This is a genomic window from Rhizobium sp. CG5, from assembly GCF_023701945.1.
Classification (GTDB): domain Bacteria; phylum Pseudomonadota; class Alphaproteobacteria; order Rhizobiales; family Rhizobiaceae; genus Allorhizobium.
Map to the genome: position 1 here is coordinate 77,810 of NZ_JABAEF010000020.1, position 17,945 is coordinate 95,754.

General features: G+C 57.2%; 16 protein-coding genes. 13 read left to right on the forward strand and 3 right to left on the reverse strand.

Annotation, left to right across the window (positions count from 1 at the left end; translation table 11 throughout):
* The first annotated feature begins 24 nt into the window (after positions 1–24).
* From HGO38_RS25380 to HGO38_RS25400, 5 genes are all read left to right on the forward strand, one after another.
* Entirely contained in the window at positions 25–555 is a 531-nt protein-coding gene (locus HGO38_RS25380; protein WP_250958605.1) for an NUDIX hydrolase, read from the forward strand.
* A 37-nt stretch (positions 556–592) separates the two neighbouring features.
* Entirely contained in the window at positions 593–1,567 is a 975-nt protein-coding gene (locus HGO38_RS25385; RefSeq protein ID WP_250958606.1) for a DUF4432 family protein, read from the forward strand.
* Positions 1,568–2,334: 767 nt separating this feature from the next.
* Positions 2,335–3,306 carry a ketopantoate reductase family protein gene (locus HGO38_RS25390; protein WP_250958607.1) on the forward strand — a complete coding sequence of 324 codons (972 nt, stop codon included), beginning with the start codon at positions 2,335–2,337 and terminating at the stop codon, positions 3,304–3,306.
* A gap of 356 nt (positions 3,307–3,662) precedes the next feature.
* Positions 3,663–4,589 carry an anti-phage phospholipase gene (locus HGO38_RS25395; RefSeq protein ID WP_250958608.1) on the forward strand — a complete coding sequence of 309 codons (927 nt, stop codon included), beginning with the start codon at positions 3,663–3,665 and terminating at the stop codon, positions 4,587–4,589.
* Positions 4,590–4,599: 10 nt separating this feature from the next.
* Positions 4,600–5,496 (forward strand): anti-phage nucleotidyltransferase, encoded by an 897-nt coding sequence (locus HGO38_RS25400; protein ID WP_250958609.1) that lies wholly within the window; start codon positions 4,600–4,602, stop codon positions 5,494–5,496.
* On the opposite strand, the gene HGO38_RS25405 is transcribed toward HGO38_RS25400, so the two are convergent.
* Positions 5,478–5,678 (reverse strand): hypothetical protein, encoded by a 201-nt coding sequence (locus HGO38_RS25405; protein WP_250958610.1) that lies wholly within the window; start codon positions 5,676–5,678, stop codon positions 5,478–5,480. The two genes, HGO38_RS25400 and HGO38_RS25405, sit on opposite strands and share 19 nt — an antisense overlap.
* 69 nt (positions 5,679–5,747) lie before the next feature.
* Positions 5,748–6,902, reverse strand: a complete 1,155-nt coding sequence (locus HGO38_RS25410; protein WP_250958611.1) for an ROK family transcriptional regulator — start codon at positions 6,900–6,902, stop codon at positions 5,748–5,750.
* A gap of 191 nt (positions 6,903–7,093) precedes the next feature.
* Between HGO38_RS25410 and HGO38_RS25415 the strand changes: the two genes are divergently transcribed.
* The 8 genes from HGO38_RS25415 (at position 7,094) to HGO38_RS25450 (ending at position 15,499) form a co-directional block, all read left to right on the forward strand.
* Positions 7,094–8,401, forward strand: a complete 1,308-nt coding sequence (locus tag HGO38_RS25415) for an extracellular solute-binding protein (protein WP_250958638.1) — start codon at positions 7,094–7,096, stop codon at positions 8,399–8,401.
* 60 nt (positions 8,402–8,461) lie between these two features.
* A complete protein-coding gene (locus tag HGO38_RS25420; protein WP_250958612.1) occupies positions 8,462–9,352 on the forward strand; it encodes a carbohydrate ABC transporter permease in 891 nt (296 codons plus the stop codon).
* Between the two features lie 4 nt (positions 9,353–9,356).
* Entirely contained in the window at positions 9,357–10,271 is a 915-nt protein-coding gene (locus HGO38_RS25425) for a carbohydrate ABC transporter permease (protein ID WP_250958613.1), read from the forward strand.
* 2 nt (positions 10,272–10,273) lie between these two features.
* Positions 10,274–11,392, forward strand: coding sequence for an ABC transporter ATP-binding protein (locus tag HGO38_RS25430; protein WP_250958614.1), 1,119 nt, complete (start codon positions 10,274–10,276; stop codon positions 11,390–11,392).
* Entirely contained in the window at positions 11,389–12,246 is an 858-nt protein-coding gene (locus HGO38_RS25435; protein ID WP_250958615.1) for a glycerophosphodiester phosphodiesterase family protein, read from the forward strand. Before HGO38_RS25430 ends, HGO38_RS25435 begins: the two co-directional genes overlap by 4 nt.
* A gap of 32 nt (positions 12,247–12,278) precedes the next feature.
* Positions 12,279–13,181 carry an inositol monophosphatase family protein gene (locus HGO38_RS25440; RefSeq protein ID WP_250958616.1) on the forward strand — a complete coding sequence of 301 codons (903 nt, stop codon included), beginning with the start codon at positions 12,279–12,281 and terminating at the stop codon, positions 13,179–13,181.
* A 184-nt stretch (positions 13,182–13,365) separates the two neighbouring features.
* Complete coding sequence (locus HGO38_RS25445) at positions 13,366–15,009, forward strand: Na/Pi cotransporter family protein (protein WP_250958617.1); 1,644 nt, start codon at positions 13,366–13,368, stop codon at positions 15,007–15,009.
* Positions 14,999–15,499 carry an NUDIX hydrolase gene (locus tag HGO38_RS25450; RefSeq protein ID WP_250958618.1) on the forward strand — a complete coding sequence of 167 codons (501 nt, stop codon included), beginning with the start codon at positions 14,999–15,001 and terminating at the stop codon, positions 15,497–15,499. Before HGO38_RS25445 ends, HGO38_RS25450 begins: the two co-directional genes overlap by 11 nt.
* A 486-nt stretch (positions 15,500–15,985) precedes the next feature.
* On the opposite strand, the gene HGO38_RS25455 is transcribed toward HGO38_RS25450, so the two are convergent.
* The gene (locus HGO38_RS25455) at positions 15,986–17,941 is read right to left on the reverse strand and encodes a methyl-accepting chemotaxis protein (RefSeq protein WP_250958619.1); all 1,956 of its coding nucleotides are present in this window, start codon (positions 17,939–17,941) and stop codon (positions 15,986–15,988) included.
* Positions 17,942–17,945 lie beyond the last annotated feature (4 nt).

Here is a 17,945-nt window from a genome sequence, read left to right on the forward strand (position 1 = left end):
CAGCGTTAAAGGGTTGATCACGCCATGGCCGGTGAGCTTTCAAGGCGAACATCGCTGTCTCAGCTCGCGCGCGTTACCGACACGCTCTTTCATGGCAACGTCAGGACGCAGTACGCGGCGATTTGCCATCGCCAAAATAGCAGCGACGGATCGATCGAAGTTCTTCTGATCACGAGCAGGGATAGCGGGCGCTGGGTCATTCCGAAGGGCTGGCCAATGCGGAAGAAGAAGCCCCACGAGGTTGCGCGTCAGGAAGCATGGGAAGAGGCAGGCGTGCGCGGGCGCGTTCGTAAAAAGGTATGGGGCCACTACACGTATATGAAGAAGCTCGATGATGGTGACCTCGTGCCCGCCGTTGTCCAGGTTCATTTGCTCGATGTGGCGCAGATGGAAAACGACTTCCCGGAGCGCGATCAGCGCAGACTGGCATGGTTCAGGCCGAGCATCGCAGCTTTGGCTGTGGAGGAGCCAGAACTGAGCGGGCTCATCACCAAACTCGACCTACTCGATTCAGACGAGCGTCGTTTGCGCCGAATACCTGAACCATCGAGATGATCACCTTTCACAGCGACAATTTTACAAGGAGCATGAAATGGACATGGAGCTATTGAAGCGCAGCGCTGACCTGCGTTCGCTCGCGGACATACGCCTTGTCACCTTGGAAGATGGCCCGGGGCGCGGTCAGCGTATCTTGGTCGCCCGAAACGCAGCCGGCGTTGCGTTTGAAGTCGCCGTCGATCGCGGGTTCGACATTTCCAGCCTGTCTTTCAAAGGGACGAACATCGGCTGGCACTCACCAACCCAGATGGCATTTCCGACGCATGATCCGGGATCTGAGGACGGGTGGGGCTTCCTGCGCAACTTCGACGGTTTCCTGGTTACATGCGGGCTGGACCATTACAGCAAGCCATCCGAACTCGATGTCAGCCACTATAACCATCCCCACCTGAAGACGAGGAAAATGCCTCTCCATGGCCGGATTGCAACCGAGAAGGGGCGCCTCGTCAGCTATGGCGTAGATATCGAAACCCTCGAAATTTCCTGTGAGGGGATAGTCAGGCAAGCAAGTGTTTTCGGGGAGACGCTGGAACTGCAGCGGAAAATCACCTTGGCGATTTTCGGTTCGGAGCTGGCGATCCAGGACACGGTCACAAACCGCGGGTTCAGGCCGACTGACCACGCGGTCATGTACCACACGAATTTCGGCTATCCATTCCTTGACGACACGCTCACGATCGGCGGTTTGCCCGATGAAATCTCTTCCGAAATCAACTCATCTCCGCCGAGGCCAGGTGACGAATATGGTGAGAAAGTCGATGTAGTGGACAACCGGCTCACACCACATCAGGTTCCTGTTCTGCTTCGGAACCTGAGGTGCGGGATCGAAATTGCGATGTCCTACGGTCAAGCGGCCCTACCTAAGCTAGCCATATGGCGGGCATATCAGTCAGGTGTTTTTGCGTTGGGAGTGGAGCCGAGAACGGATCTGCGTCCCGCCAACGGCGCGCTGCTGCAACCAAGCGAGGGCCGCTCGTATGGTCTGACGTTTAAGTTCTCGTCTGTTTAAGCAAATCATGTGGCAAGGAACAAAAAACCACGCGTGGCCGTACCTTAAGCTGCATGATCCGAGTTTCCCCACTCCGATCTACGCGAGCCCGGTCGAGGTGGAAGGGAGTATATGGCGCCGCCGCATAGGCCCCAACTAGGAGGAACGGCACGGCTCCGCGAAAACGGGCGTCGCTTGATGGCGCACACATTGTCCGCGTTGCAAATGTCAGGCGCACAATTGAAAAAGAAATCGGGGGATTTGCGACAAACGCGATCGCCCAAGTACCATGTACTTCCTGCAAAGGCGTCGTAGGTCTCCCAGGCCGCTACGTCACATATGAAAGAAGAGCCAAATCAAAACCGATTGGAGTCTGATCCGGGAAATGATCGGCGCGGCGTTTGATGCTTATGCGGATGGAGGTGGCCGGCTGGGCGTGTCTTCTGGAGAGGGGAATGCGTAGCGAAAGGCGATGCAGAACCAGCGGCCAAGATGCGGTAAGGCCCGCGCCGCCAGGCTATCGACTTGGCGTCATCGGGTCCGGGAACAATATCGTGTGGGGTTATGTGCTATGGCGGATCGGAGAACTCGGCTATGAACGCTGGGTTGGGCGTGAATAATCTCCGCTAGCGAAACAATCGAAGGGTTGGTCTGGCGAAGCGCCGTCGATCTTTAATGCGGCCGGAATCGCAAATATTACCTGGACGTTCGTTGTCTTCGGCCCAAGTCTTTTAAAATTTCAAGATGGAACCGGGCCTGTCCGGATCGCTTGCATAAGGTGTTTGAAAATGCGTTTCATAATTCATGGTGTGGGTGCCATCGGCGGCACGATTGCGGTCTCGCTGACTTCGGCCAGTCAGAAGGTCATCGGGATCGCGCGCGGCGAGCAGCTAAAGGCGATGAAAGCGAAGGGGCTGACATTGCGGACTCCCAGGGGAACCGAGACCTGTCACTTCGAATGCGTGGAATCGCCGAGCGCGATAGCGCTTCTTCCTGACGATGTGGTGCTGGTCTGCACGAAGACCCAACACATGGATGCAGTGATCGAGCAACTCGCGGCGGCTGGCCTTCAGGACCAGTCGATCTTCTGCTTCCAGAACGGTGTCGAGAACGAACGGACCGCTTTGCGGCGTTTTGCCAATGTACATGGCGTGAGCGTCATACTGCCGGCGGACTATGTTACGCCCGGCGAGATCCTCGCCTTCGGATCACCTCACTCCGGCTATTTCTATCTTGGCCGGTATCCGCAAGGTTTCGACAGTGTCGATGAAGCCGTCGCGCAGGCGCTCACGGCGTCAGGCCTGCCAGCCTTTGTGGTTCCGGACGTGATGAAGAACAAATATGGAAAGTTGCTCCTAAACCTTCACAACATCGTCGAGGCCGCATGCGCCGACCAGGGCGATATCGCACCGATCGTCGACCTTCTCCGCGAAGAGGCAGAGGTGGTTTTCGCCGCTTCGGGCATTCAATGGCAGGGCGTCGGTGAAACCGATCCGAACCGTGGAAGGCTGATGAAAATGGCATCAATCGCAGGTTTCAGCCGAACTGGGAGTTCCTCCATGCAAAGCCTTGCCCGCTCCACGGGATCTATCGAGACCGATTATCTCAACGGTGAAGTCGTTCTACTGGGGCGGCTGCATGGTGTCCCCACACCTGCCAATACCTGGTTCTGCGAACTCGCTGCCCGCATGGTACGAGAAAAACTGCGGCCCGGAACGATTCCGCTGGACGAGGTCAAGCGGGCGCTGTCTCTCGCTTAGAGTACCGGGTTTGATCAACATCTGTGTGCAACCGGTGGTCGAAGGCACCCAATGACAGAAGGTGCAAGAGCGGCTTCATTAACGATGTGATGGAACGGACCCGTTCCGCCGGCTGCTCCTAACGCAAGATGCGTCGCAGAGTTCCTAAGTTTTGCGACAACACTCAACCGCTTTTCCTGGTGGTCTCCTGCCTGACCGCTTTTGTGCGCGGAAGTTGGTAAAGCGGTCATTGTCGCGGCTGCAGTACTTCGACGGAAAGGCGCCCCAACCGAGTGGATATGTGGATAAGTACTCCGCTCCTAGAAGTATTGCCGTTAGTCTGCGACAATAACGAAAGACGCAGCTGAGGGGGTTATATGGCCGAGGACCATTTTCGCATTTTGAGCCTGGATGGTGGGGGAGCCAAGGGCTTCTACACCCTAGGGGTGCTGCACGAGATCGAGGGGATGCTTGGCTGCCGTCTACACGAACGATTCAATCTGATCTTCGGCACGTCCACAGGCTCGATCATTGCGGCATTGCTGGCTCTTGGGCACAGCGTGGACGAGATTCATGCCCTTTACAAAGAGCACGTGGTCTCGGTGGTGGCAAAGAAGAAGCCCCATGAGAAGTCCGCCGCCCTACGCGAGCTCTCAAAGAAGGTCTTTAGTGAGAAGAAGTTCGATGATGTGAAGACCAACGTCGGCGTCGTCACAACCAAGTGGGCGATCGAGAAGCCGATGATCTTCAAGGGCAACATCGAACAAGCCCATGGCCGGCAAGGAACGTGGGTGCCAGGATTTGGAGTCACCATTGGTGACGCCGTCCAGGCTTCGTGTTCCGCATACCCGTTCTTCGAGAAGAAGGTCGTGACTACCTCAGCCGGCGTCGACATTGAACTTATCGACGGTGGGTACTGCGCCAACAACCCCACGCTCTACGCCATCGCAGATGCGCTGGTCGCGATGCAGATACCCGCCGAGAAGATTCGCGCGGTGAATATCGGCGTAGGCAACTATCCAGAACCGAAGCTGAGCGTGTTTAGCAAGGACTGGTGGTTCAATAAGGTCCTGAGCGTGCAGCTTCTTCAGAAAACGCTGGGCATCAACACGGAGTCGATGGACCAGCTCCGCACGATCCTTTTCAAGCACATTGAGACGATTCGGATCAGCGACACGTTCGAGAAGCCAGATATGGCAACGGACCTCTTCGAGCACGACATGACGAAGCTCAACATACTGCGCTTACGCGGCATGGAGTCGTTTGCATCGCGGGAACAACAGCTCAAAGAGTACCTGCTTTAGGAGTTTCGTCGTGCCCATTCCGGAAAGCCAGCTCGACACCTGGTCCGCTCAAGGGTCGGTGACCCAGTCCAAGAATACGTACGCTTCCGTGAAGGGCGTCCTCGAAAGCCCAAACTCGCCATACTACCAACGAAGCTTCGATTCATTTCTTCAGGGTTCGTACGGAAATGACACCAACATCTATGCTGACAGCGACGTCGACGTAGTCCTTCGCCTAAACTCTACCTTCCAGTTCGACATCGAACAGCTGACTGAGACAGCTAAGTCGAACTTCCACGGCACCTTCCTTCATGAGCCGTATGGCTATTCCCAGTTCAAGGAGGAGGTGGCGTCCTGGCTAATCGCAAATTATGGAGCGTCGAGCGTCCACGCTGGCAAGAAGGCTATTCGCATCGACGGCACCGGCAATCGTCGCGATGCTGACGTGCTACCCTGCCTGCAACACCGGACCTACTACAGCTCTAGCTCTGGGTCGGACCAATCGTACATTGAGGGGATCACGTTCTATCTGCCAAACGGCACGCAGGTCGTGAACTACCCCAAGCAGCATTCCGCGAACTTGACCTCCAAGCATCAGAACACGAATGGGATGCTGAAGCCCACCATTCGCATCCTCAAGAACATGCGCAACAGGATGATTGCGGACGGGGTGATCGAAGCCGGACTAGCTCCGTCGTATTTCATTGAAGGAATGATGAGCAATGTCCCCAACGGGCATTTCAACTTTACCTCCTATCAGACGACGGTCGCCCAGTCGTTCCACTGGATCGCCCACAGCAACCACTCACAGCTCACCTGCGCCAATGGCATTCATTGGCTCGCCCGGAAGGGCTACGTGGAGTGCTGGAATACCGATGACTTCGAGAAATATCTCAACGCTGCACTGGACTACTGGAACAGCTGGTGAGCGAGATAACCGGGATGGCGTCGATTCCTGTCACCCCAAATTGTCGCAAAAATCAGTCGCATAATTTTGACTTTCGCGAGCGACTTTTGCGACAGCAATTCTTCTGCAAAATCAGCGTCGGCAGCTTTATCGCGAAACTTAGCAATTACACGAAACCAACGTTCAGCCAGCCAATTGTTCACTCTCTACCTGCCTAGGATTGCCCTCTCATCTACCGTTATTGCTAACCGGCTGGGAATGCCTCGATCCGTTCAAAAGAACGTCAGCTTGAATGGCGTTGCCGCGGCGCCCATGGCTGCGGCATCTGGAGCAATCTCCGATACGATCAACTTCGGGCTCGCTCTCCATACGCCATAGCGCGGCTTTCCATACAGGTGCGTCCGCTCAATCATCATTTCTGCCAATGCGGGCGGGATTTGACCGCCAAAGACAATTGCCTGTGGGTCATAAACAGCCCAAATTGCATTCACGAGGCGGTTGTAGGCGGGCGTTACCTCGTCCAGCCACTCCAGCACGCCCGGCCATTTCGGGTCGAAGTGTTTGCGCAGGTACGTGATTGACGGCACGTCCACACCGCGCGCCCTGAGTTTCTCCATGACGAGCTGAAGGGCAGGGCGACGGTGAACTTCCTCGTCATCGTACATCTGCGAGAATTCGCCGGCATTGCCATTGCCGCCATGCAACAGCTCACCGTTCCAGATCAGGCCGCCACCGAAACCGTAGTTGAAGCTCAGATAGGCAAAGTCCTTGATATACCGTCCGACCCCAAACATGGATTCCGCCACCGTACCGGTCTTTCCGCCGTTCAGCGCCCAAACCGGCCTTTCAAAGTAGCTCGTCAACAGCGGCCCAAGCTCAATCAGCGACCATTCGTGCAGGGGCAGAGATGCATTGAAGCTTGTGCCGCTGACGTGGAAACCTGCAATCCCCAGCCCGACGCCGAAGAATTGCTCGTCTGAAAGAGAGAGAGCTACTTGCCGCTCCCGGACCCAGTCGCGAACCCGCTCCAGCGCCTGGGCCACGGTGCGCTCGCGCAATTGCACGTTCGTTTCGGCAAGGACTTTTCCGCCGAAATCCATGAGGCAGACGTCGATGACGTCGGTATTGACGGACATGCCACAAGACCAGGCATATCGGCTTTCGAGCGTCAGCATCGGGCTCGGCTGTCCCTTGCCCAGGCCCGCTTTGGGCGAACCCAGATTGATAATGCCGCGCTCGGCCAACTGGTCGAGCAGTCGATGGATCGTTTGCTGTGCCAGGTCTGTAAGGCCGGTCAATTCCGTGCGCGAAACCCCCGGGTTGCGCCAGATGACCCGGAGAAGGGTTCGTTCATTGGGCGTCGCAACTGCGTCGTCGGTCGGCCGAAAGAACCGGGGAGAGATCAATGTCTCCGGCGAATATCCCATCAATTTTCCTCCTCCAATCTACCAACGCTGAGTACCAGGACTGGATGGTTTAATGCGCCGACCCATAGCTTGCATTTTTTCGTGCATCAAGCTGTTGCATTTTGTCATATTATTGTTACCCTAGCTGAGTAACTAAGACGTCGCCACGATTTGCCGAGGAGGGCTCGGTGACGTTCCAACAGGAGGGCATCATGAAACTATCCACCCTAGCAGCGGTAGCCGGGCTTCTCAGCAGCGCTGCGTGCGCGAACGCTGCCAACATCGATTTCTGGTACGGCAACATCGGGCCCGTCGAAGTGGCCATCCGGGCCCAGTGCGACGCTTTCAACGCTGCGCAAAGCGAACACAAGGTCAACTGCGTCGGACAGGGCAGCTACGAAGTCCTGATGCAGAAGGCAATCGCCGCCTACCGTGCCAAGAACGCTCCGGTTCTGCTTCAGGTGCTGGATGCCGGCACGCTCGACATGATGCTGTCGGGTGCCGTCGAGCCCGTTCAGGACGTCCTGCCCGACGTCAAGTGGGACAGCTACATCGCTGGCGCCCGCGCCTACTACGAGACGACGAAGGGCAAGCTCTTCGCCCAGCCCTATAACGCCTCGACGCTGCTGTTCTATACAAACAAGACCGAGCTGGAGAAAGCTGGCGTCACCAAGACCCCGGAAACCTGGGAAGAGGTGATGGATGCCGCGCGCAAGCTGAAGGCTGCCGGTAGCACGTGCCCATTCGTGACCAATGCCGAGCCATGGATCGTCTTCGAACAGTTCGCCGCCCGCCACGGGTTGCCGATCGCCAGCAAGCACAACGGCTATGATGGTCTCGACGGCGAGTTTGTCTTCAATGAGGGCTTGGTCGCCAAGCATCTCACGAACCTCGTAGACTGGCGCAAAGAAGGCCTTGTTCGCTTGAACCCAGACACGAAGGGCGGCAATCTTGTTGCCGCGTTCAGCTCGGGCGAATGCGCAATGATTGAGGCGTCGTCCGGTTCCTATTCGACCTTCACGAAGGCGTTTGAAGGAAAATACGACATCACTGTCGGCATGGCGCCGATGTATCAGGGCCAGGAACGCCACAATACGCTTGTCGGTGGCGCGTCTCTCTACATCATGAAGGGTCATGATAAGGCCCAAGTCGAGGGTGCCAAGGCTTTCCTCAATTTCCTGCGCCAGCCTGCTCAGCAGATGTCGTTCGTTGCCGCAACTGGCTATGTGCCAGTCACCAACGACGTCCTCGACGTCATTGCCAAGAGCCCGGAGGCAACCTCCCCGAAATACGCCACCGCAGCTGTCGGGATCGAGTCAATGAGCAAGCCTGCAACGGCCGACACGCGTGGCATCCGTCTCGGCTCCTACATCCAGTTCCGGCAGATCTGGACGGAAGAAACCCAGAAAGCGTTTTCCGGTCAGCAGACCATGCAAGTGGCGCTCGACAATTCCAAGAAGCGCGGCGACGAACTGCTGCGCCGCTTCCAGCAGACTTACAAGGGCGTACAACTACCCTGATCGCAATTCATGGCGCGGGGTTTGAATAACTCCGCGCCCTCCCACACATCGGGGTTTGTCATGTATCTTGAATCCACCATGTTCCGGCATCGCTGGCTGCCGATACTGTTTGTTGCGCCACTTCTGGTGCTGGTCGTCCTGTTTTTCTACGCGCCGGTTTTCCAGGCTTTCTATTGGTCGTTCTTTCTGGAACGTCCGTTTGGTGGCGGTTCGGAATTCGTCGGCTGGGACAATTTTGCCCGCGTATTGTCGGATCCAGAATTCTGGAAAGCCAGTTGGCGCACGTTGATATTCATGGCGACGGCTTCATCGCTTGCGGTCCTCGTCCCACTGATCCTCGCGATTGCCGCCGACCGCGCGATCCGGATCTCGCTTCCGGCGAGAAACATCCTGATCTGGCCGAAAGGAATCGCTGGTGTTTCCATCGGGCTGGTCTTCTCTTTCATCTTCAACCCATTCCTCGGTCTACTCGCACCACTGAATGAGTTGTTTCCTGGCATATGGCAGCCAGGTTTCGACGGGCTTGACGCCTTTATCACACTCATCACCGCGCATGTCTGGAGCAACATCCCATTCAACTTCGTAATCCTTCTCGCAGGCTTACGCGCCGTTCCGCATACGATCATACAGGCAGCGGCCATGGATGGTGCAGGCCCTTGGCGCCGCATCTTTGATGTGCAGTTGCCGTTGATTATGCCGCAGCTTTTCCTGACGCTTGTGCTGGAATTTACGGAAAGCGTGACCTCTGCCTTCGCGCTCATCGACACGATGACCAAGGGGGGACCCGGCGGCGCGACAACGCTGCTGGTCTACAAGATCTACCAGGACGGCTTTGCCTCTTATGACCTTTCAGGCGCGTCCACCCAGACAGCGATCCTCATGGTCTTTTTCATTCTCGTCGCCGCTCTGCAGTTCGCGCTGCTCGGCCGTCGCATCAACTACGAACGGTAAAGCCATGGTCGAGAACGCACGTTCCATCAACATCGTCGCGAGCCTGATCCTGATAGTCGGCATCGCCTACATCGTCGTACCGCTTTATCTAACGTTGACGACAGCAACGCATTCATACGAGTTCATGCTTCAAAATGGCCTCGTCTGGTCATTCGGCGGTGAGCTTCTCGTCAACATGAAGCGGATATTTACGGAAACATCGATCCCGTTGCAGATGATCAACAGCCTGATCGTCGCCACGGGCAATGCGGTAGCGAACTGCATCCTGTCCTTCATGTCAGCATATGCGATCGTTTATTTCCGTGTCCGCTGGGCGAGTGTCGTCTTCGCGCTGATCCTCGCGACCGTGATCCTGCCGCTCGATATGCGGTTCGTTACGACCTACCAGGTCGCATCCAATGTCTTCTCGCCGTTGAATGCCGTCCTTGATGTGACCGGATTGAACGACGTGATCACAAGCGTGTTTGGCGCACCGTTTCATGCGGAGTGGAGTATCCTCAATACCCATGTCGGCCTTGTCGTGCCGCTACTAGCACACGGGATGGGCACCTTCCTGTTCCGGCAGTTCTTCATGACCCTGCCGAAGGACCTGTTCAAGGCGGCTCGCATGGATGGCGCTGGACCGATCCGGTTCCTGCTCGACATCCTGCTGCCCCTATCGCGGACCACATTTGCCTCGCTCTTCGTGCTCAGCTTCCTCAGCGGCTGGACCGGGTATTTGTGGCCGTTGGTCGCCTCCTCGACGGCGGAGATGCAGACGGCAGTCGTCGGTCTGGCGAGGCTTGTGCCAGATGAAGCGCACGTGCCCGACTACCCCCTCATCATGGCAGGCGCCATCCTCGTATCCATTGTGCCTCTAACGATGATTGCTCTTTTGCAGCGGTATCTCGTCCAGGGCCTCGTCCTCTCGGAGAAATGACAATGAACGCCATCGATCCCACGATCCATATCGCCGCAGCCAATATCAGGCTTGACGGAGTGAGCAAATCCTATGGCTCTGTCACCATTATCCCGAAGCTCGACGTCGAGTTCAGGGAAGGAGAGTTTACGGTCGTTCTGGGTCCCTCCGGCTGTGGCAAGTCTACGCTGATGCAGATGATCGCCGGTCTCGAAAGGGTCAGCGGCGGCAAGATCGTCATTGGCGACCGGGAGGTACAGGATCTGGAGCCGAGGGAACGTGGATGTGCCATGGTCTTTCAAAACTATGCGCTTTATCCGCACATGACGGTCTTCGACAACATCGCCTATAGTCTGAAGATCGCCGGCCTGACCAAGCCTGAACGGCGTGCCCGCGTCGACGTCGTCGCCAAGATGCTGGGCCTGACTGACTATCTTGGCCGCAAACCTGGCCAACTATCCGGTGGACAGCGCCAGCGGGTGGCGATCGGCCGTGCGATCGTTCGCGAGCCCGCTGTTCTACTCTTCGACGAGCCGTTATCGAACCTCGACGCGCAATTGCGCCACGACACGCGCATCGAACTGGCGGATTTGCACAAAAGGATCGGCGCGACGACGGTGTTCGTCACCCATGATCAAGTCGAGGCGATGACACTCGCCGACCGCATTCTGATCCTCAACAAGGGTGAGGTCGAGCAATACGATACGCCCAAGGCAATCTATCACAGCCCGGCCTCCGTGTTTGTCGCCAAATTCATCGGCTCGCCGCCGATGAACATATTGCCCGTGACCGGCGACGGTTCGAACTTGCGACTATCCGACGGCCAAGCTGTTGCAGAGTGTCATCTGAAAGGCAAGTTCCAGCTCGGCGTTCGGCCCGAAGACCTCATCATCGGTCCTGCCGACGCAGGTCCGGCACTGAAAGCCGATGTTCGCTACAGCGAGGATCTCGGTTCGCACTCCATTCTGGCCGCCGACCTCTCCGGCATGACGGTCCGCATCACCACGCCCTTTGGCTCGCAGGCACCAGACAGCAAGGCGCTGCTCCTGACATGTCCTCCGCAAAAGCTGCATCTGTTCGATGCGGCGACCGGCAAGGCAATCGCAGGGGCGTTCACCGCTACAACGAAAGACCAGAAATGAACTATTTCGACTACATGACCGACCCGAAACGCCAGTGCGCGATCGTCGCGCATCGCGGCGTCTGGCAGGATGCACCGGAGAACAGCCTTCTTTCGATCCAACGGGCAATCGACGCAGGATACGACGTCGTTGAAATTGATGTTCGCCGCACCGCGGACGGTGAGTTCGTTCTCCTGCACGACGACACACTGGAGCGCGTGGCTGGAGTTAGCAGCGAGCCGGAACAATTGACCCTTGAAGAGCTGACGTCCATTGCGCTCCGCAACCGCGACGGTGGGCCGGACAACGCCTTGACTGGCGAGAAGCTTCCCAGCTTGCGCGATGTCTTCGAGCTGACCCGTGACAAGATCCTCATTCATCTGGACATCAAACACCGGCACGTCATTCCGGAGGTCCTGGCCTATGCCAAGAAAATGGGTGTCGACAAACAAGTCGACTTCTGGGCGGATCTAAAGACCCAGGACGATCTAGCCTGGATCGAGAGCAATATCACGTCGAAGGGCGTCCCTTTCATAGCACGCACGCACTTGGAGCACGACGATGCCGATGCACAAGTAGACCTCGTCTTCCGGTTGAAGCCGCTAATCTGCGAAATCTCGTTCAAGGACGTCGCGCAGGTCGAGGCGATCAGGCAGCGTTTCCACAACGCCGGCATTACCTTGTGGGTCAACACGCTCGATGGTGTCGCCTCTCCGGGTTTCACGGATACGGCTGCGGTCAAAGATCCCGATGCGATCTGGGGACGGTTGCTCAGTGCCGGGTTTTCCGCCGTGCAGACAGACGAAATGGAAAAGTTACGCTCCTACGTCGCGGCGCGGCAGCCAGCGACCACGAGGACCAGGGCATCCGTTTGAGGCCCGTACATCGTCGCAGAAAGAGAGACGTCATGGAATTCGATCTTCGTGAACTTGGTGACAAGCTTCGTCAGGCTGCCTGGCGCGAGATACTGCCGCGGTTCCAGCAGGTGAGGGACCTCGACGTCCGGGCGAAATCGGACGCGACGGATCTGGTGACAGCGGCTGACGAAGCTGCCGAGCGCTTTCTCGCCCAAGAGATTGGAAGAATGATGCCGAACGCGCTGTTCGTCGGCGAGGAAAGTGCATCGAAGGACCCCGGTCTACTGGACCGACTTGACCGGGCCGAACTGGCGGTCGTGGTCGATCCTCTGGACGGAACGGCAAATTTCGTGGCGGGCATGCCGCTCTTCGGCGTCATGGCGGCCATCGTCCGGCAGGGTAAAGCCATCGCTGGCGTGATCTACGATCCGATGAGCGATGACTGGGTCATGGCGGAACAGGGCGGCGGCGCTTTCCTGATCCGCGCCGATGGAACCGAAAGACGGCTCCAGATCTCCGAGCCGGCGCCCTTGGCGGAGATGACAGGTTATGTCTCCACGGATTTTTTGCCCGCTGCGATCAAGCCTGACATCATTGCAAAGCTGGCGAAACCACGGATGTTCTCCAGTCATCGCTGCGCGGCCCATATGTATCGCGCCTTCGCCAGCGGCCACGGTCATTTCGTGATGCTCGACCGATTGACGCCTTGGGATCATCTCGCTGGAACCCTGATCGCCACGGAAGCTGGCGCTTACGTCGCCTGCCTCGATGGATCGGCCTACGACGCGACCAAACGTACTGGAGCGCTTTTGACGGCGACCGACCCCGACAGCTGGCAGGTTCTCGTCCGCGAGGTGTTCGCTCATGAGGGCTGGGGCTTTACCGATAAATCAGCTTCAGCCGCAAGCGATCGGCCGTGGCAGGGTCTCTATGGACACCGGAATAACGGCTGAGCAAGCCGTTGTCTGCCGGCTGGTGCAGTAGAGCCAGCATCCTCCTCCCGGGGACGGCCGCCGCCTGCCTTTAGGCGGACCCTGTGTAAAGCAGGCGGCGGCTCGCCTGGGGAGCAACCGCTGTTGTGTGCGTGGTCAGCGACCGTCGCTGTCCTGCGATACCCAACGAAAAGGAGGCCAGGACTTGGAAACCACAATCGTGATGATCAACCTGTTCGGCGCGGTTGCCCTGCTGCTGTTTGGGTTGGCGCAGGTCAAGGATGGCGTGTCGCGGGCGTTTGGGGCAAAGCTCAGAACGGGTCTCGCGTCCGGGACGCGCGGCAGCGTGCGCTCCTTCCTCTCCGGCTTTGTCGCGACAATAGCGCTGCAGAGTTCGACGGCGACGGCGCTGATGGTTGCCTCTTTCGTCGAGCGGGAACTGGTCAAGCCGCGGATGGCGCAGATCGTACTACTCGGCGCCAACGTCGGCACGGCCGTCACCGCCTGGATTGTCGCCACCGGCATCGAGTGGCTCTCACCGCTCGTGATCCTTGCCGGCATCGTGCTCTATCGCAGCGGCTCGACTAATCGACAGGGCGGTGGTACGGCGCTGATCGGTATTGGGCTGATGTTGCTGTCGCTGCACCTGCTCGGGGCTGCGACCGAACCGATGCGTCATTCGCCAGCACTCGCCGCCTTCATCGGCTTACTTGATAATGCCTGGCTGGTCGCGCTCATCATATCGGCAGGTATCGCCTTCATTTCGTCCTCCAGCCTCGCCGCTGTGGTGCTGATCCTTTCGTTGGCCTCGACCGGTATCCTTTCAGCCGGACTTATCATTGTGCTCGTCCTCGGCGCCAATCTCGGCGGCGCTATTCCGCCCGTTGTCGCGTCCCTTTCTGGTCCAGCCTCGGCCAGACGCGTGACTCTCGCGAACCTCATTGTCCGGACCGCCGGCTGTTTCATCGCACTTCCACTCGCCGGCTACGGCGCCCATCTGCTCGAAATGCTGCCTCTGGCGGCGGAAAAATTGCCGGTCGATGCCCATCTCGGCTTCAACCTCGCCCTGGCGGCGCTCGCATGGCCGTTGTCGCGGCTCTTGTCGCGGCTGATGATCTACCTGGTCCCTGACGAACCGCAGTCCGAACACGGTCCAAAATATCTGGACGCCCAGGAGCTATCGACGCCGGTGATTGCACTCGCCAGCGCCACGCGTGAGGTACTGGGCATCGGAGATCTCATCGAGCGCATGCTGTTACGCACTTCCAACGCCTTCGAGAAAAACGACATCTCGAAATCGAACGAGATCCCTTTGCTGGAAAGGCGTGTCGATAGCCTCCAGCAGGGGGTGAAGGTCTACCTCTCCAAGCTTGGCCGGGAGGGTCTTACCGAAGAAGACGGCCGCAGGTCGATCGTCATCATCGACTACGCGATCAACCTCGAGCATATCGGTGACATCATCGAAAAAGGTCTCTTGCCGCAGGTCGTCAAGAAAGCCTCGCTTAGCCTAAAACTATCTGCAGATGGATACGACGAATTGAAGACGCTCTTCGATCTGACCATCGACAACCTGCGGATCGCCCAGACGATCTTCGTTACCCGAGATTTCAATCTCGCCAAGCAGTTGATGGAAATGAAGGTCGAAGTGCGCCGGATGGAAAAACAATCGGCCGAGCGTCATCTCGAACGCCTGCGCGATGGCCGCGCCGACAGCCTGCAAACGAGCTCACTGCATCTCGACGTGCTGCGCGACCTGAAGCGCATCAACGCCCATATTGTCTCGGTTGCCCATCCGATCCTTGATGAAAGCGGCCTCTTGATCGAAAGCAGGCTGCGCGATGCCGGATGATAAAGTGCGCTCGTCAGCGTTTTCCAAACTCGCCCAAGTCACCGAACAAATCCTGAAGGGGAACGTGGGCGAACAATATGCCGCCATCTGCATAAGGAAAAACTCGCAATCTGACGACGACATCGAGCTCCTCCTGGTCACCAGCCGCGATAGCGGTCGGTGGGTCATCCCCAAGGGTTGGGGATTGCCGAAGAAAAAACCGCATGAGGTCGCCGCCCGGGAAGCCTGGGAAGAGGCAGGTGTTACGGGCAAGGTTAAGAAGAAGCCGGTCGGCTATTATACATACGTGAAGAAAGTGCGGGTAGGAGAGCATGTGCCTTCGCTCGTCCAAGTACACTTGCTTAGGGTCACCAAACTCGACGACGACTATCCGGAAAGTGGCCAACGAAAATCGCGTTGGTTTTCCCCGGAAGAGGCGGCGGCGTCGGTCGATGAACCTGAACTCGCCACGCTGCTCATACGCACCAGACACTTTTTCGGCAAAGTCTGACGAAGGCACGCAAAGTGCCTGAATGCTTGCTTTGATAAGACCTGACTTCTGGGACGTGAGCTTAGATATGGTGTTGTTTGCGCCCCTCAGTGACCTGAACAAGTAAATGAGGTAAGATCGGCCACTGGGATAGATTCCGCTATGCCCCATCTTTCAGGAACAGATCGCGCGCAATTGCTGCTTTTGCCGAAACGGTTGACGATTACGTCGGCCCGGACAACCCGGTCCGCTTCATCGATGCCTTCATCGACCTCCAGGAGGCGCGCCGTTGAAAATCATTGAGCTTCTCTGGTCCCCATGGGGGCAACGCCCAAGTAGCGCCACTTCTGACAATAAAACAACTAGAACCTGTCGATCTTCCTGAGAAACAATCTCTATTGCGCAAGACGAAACCAACATGCTGCATGAACGCTGTGTATGTGCCGCACATCGGACATCGAAAGGGCGCGATAGAGCGCCCTCCCGTTTTTTGGCAGGAACTTACGCTCAAAATTCTTCCCACGTGTCATGCGCGACAGCTGCGGACGAACCGCCACCAAAGGCACCGGCGACCTTGAGACTTAGCGTTCGGGCTGGAGAGGGTGCTGGTCTTGATGCACTGGATGCAGTTCTGACCGTTACCGCAGACGGTGTTGACCGGCTAGCGTCTCCTTCCCTTGCGAGATTGAAGCGTGAGAGCGCCTTGTTGAGGGAGGCCGCTTCCTTGGCAAGGCTGTGGCTGGCGGCAGTCGACTGCTCGACCATGGCCGCATTCTGCTGCGTGCCCTGATCCATCGTGTTAACGGCAGTGTTAATCTCCTGAAGGCCGACTGACTGTTCCCGCGACGATTCGACGATGGCAGTGACGTGACGATTGATTTCCTGGACTTCGGTGACGATGACCTGAAGTGCTTTGCCGGTCTCATTCACGAACGTCACGCCAGATCGGACATGTTCGCCGGAGGTGTTAATCAGGACCTTGATTTCTTTCGCTGCCTTTGCAGACCGTTGGGCCAATTCGCGGACTTCTTGGGCGACGACGGCAAAACCCTTACCGGCCTCACCGGCACGCGCTGCTTCAACGCCCGCATTCAGCGCCAGAAGGTTGGTCTGAAAAGCGATTTCATCGATAACGCTGATGATGTTGGTGATTTCACCGGACGAACGTTCGATCTCGGTCATGGCTGTTACGGCTTCGCGGACGATTTCACCTGACTTTTCTGCGCCTTGTCGAGCCTGTGATACCAAGTGGCCGACTTCTTCTGCCCGATTGCTGGAGTCTTTCACAGTCGTGGTGATCTCTTCCAGAGCGGCGGCAGTCTCTTCAACGGAGGCCGCCTGCTGTTCGGTGCGCTTGGACAGGTCGTCGGCTGCAGAACGAATTTCATTGGCGCCCGCGTCAATGCTCCGAGCGTTTTCGCCGACCGCACAAAGCGCATCGTTCAGGTTAGCAACGGAGCCGTTAAAGTTACTGCGCAGCGTGTCTAGATTGCCGACAAAGGGCACCTCTATGCGATACGCGACGTCGCCTGAGGCGAGACGGTCGAGAGCCTTTGCCAACTCGTCGATAGCAAATTGGGTATCTGCGGCGTCCTTGGCCTTTTGGCCCTCCCGTTCCAAACGTTCCTTCTCGGACACACTTCGGTTGTCCTGAGCTTCCTTTTCCAAGCGAGCTTTTTCAAGAGCGTTTTCGCGAAAAACTGCTACGGCCTTTGCCATCTGGCCGACCTCATCGTTGCGCTCTTGTCCGTCAACTGATGCTTTCGTCTGTCCCTGGGCAAGCGAGATCATGCGTTCGCGCAGACTTGCGATAGGTGTGGTTATGCCTTTGGCGGCCACGATTAGCGACGCCAAAATTCCGAGGGCGAACGTGAGAATAGCGACCATCAAGGATGTAAGAATGGAAAAGTTCGTCTCCTCACTTATCGCCCCACTCTTGATGCGCACGTTCTCATTAATCTTATCGAGGAACGCCCCGGCGTCAGAGGCCAAAGGTACGATCAAGGCGTCAGCCTTACTCAAGGCAATCTTTGCTTTGTAGTATTGGCCCGTCTGTCCGAACTCTACGCCTTGATCCGTCAAAGCGATGATATCTTTTGCTCGCGTAATAATTCCGTCAATCGACGTTGCTTCACGAGGAAGTTTCTCCTTCGCTGCCTGAAGGCGCAACATCAAATATGCTTTGCTATCATTATAAAAGTCGACAGCAGATTTGAGCCTGGCGTCGTCTGTAGCATACGCCAACGTTTCGTAAGCGCCATAGGCGGTTGCCATAAGGTTTCTGTTGGCGCGAGCGATGTCCAGAGAAGCCCCATTCTCTTTGATGATGAACTCGGAATAGGTGGTATCAGCTTGTTTGTAGCGACTCGAAATGAAAGCTGTGGCGCCTATCCCGACCACGCATAGTGGGATGATAAGCGCCAATATTTTTGTGCGAACGCTCGCATTCTTCAAGAACGACATTTTT

Coding starts and splice junctions, on each gene's coding strand:
- HGO38_RS25415 (WP_250958638.1), top strand. CDS start 7,094: ATGAAACTATCCACCCTAGCAGCGGTAGCCGGGCTTCTCAGCAGCGCT.
- HGO38_RS25450 (WP_250958618.1), top strand. CDS start 14,999: ATGCCGGATGATAAAGTGCGCTCGTCAGCGTTTTCCAAACTCGCCCAA.
- HGO38_RS25440 (WP_250958616.1), top strand. CDS start 12,279: ATGGAATTCGATCTTCGTGAACTTGGTGACAAGCTTCGTCAGGCTGCC.
- HGO38_RS25425 (WP_250958613.1), top strand. CDS start 9,357: ATGGTCGAGAACGCACGTTCCATCAACATCGTCGCGAGCCTGATCCTG.
- HGO38_RS25380 (WP_250958605.1), top strand. CDS start 25: ATGGCCGGTGAGCTTTCAAGGCGAACATCGCTGTCTCAGCTCGCGCGC.
- HGO38_RS25420 (WP_250958612.1), top strand. CDS start 8,462: ATGTATCTTGAATCCACCATGTTCCGGCATCGCTGGCTGCCGATACTG.
- HGO38_RS25455 (WP_250958619.1), bottom strand. CDS start 17,941: ATGTCGTTCTTGAAGAATGCGAGCGTTCGCACAAAAATATTGGCGCTT.
- HGO38_RS25390 (WP_250958607.1), top strand. CDS start 2,335: ATGCGTTTCATAATTCATGGTGTGGGTGCCATCGGCGGCACGATTGCG.
- HGO38_RS25395 (WP_250958608.1), top strand. CDS start 3,663: ATGGCCGAGGACCATTTTCGCATTTTGAGCCTGGATGGTGGGGGAGCC.
- HGO38_RS25385 (WP_250958606.1), top strand. CDS start 593: ATGGACATGGAGCTATTGAAGCGCAGCGCTGACCTGCGTTCGCTCGCG.
- HGO38_RS25435 (WP_250958615.1), top strand. CDS start 11,389: ATGAACTATTTCGACTACATGACCGACCCGAAACGCCAGTGCGCGATC.
- HGO38_RS25430 (WP_250958614.1), top strand. CDS start 10,274: ATGAACGCCATCGATCCCACGATCCATATCGCCGCAGCCAATATCAGG.
- HGO38_RS25410 (WP_250958611.1), bottom strand. CDS start 6,902: ATGGGATATTCGCCGGAGACATTGATCTCTCCCCGGTTCTTTCGGCCG.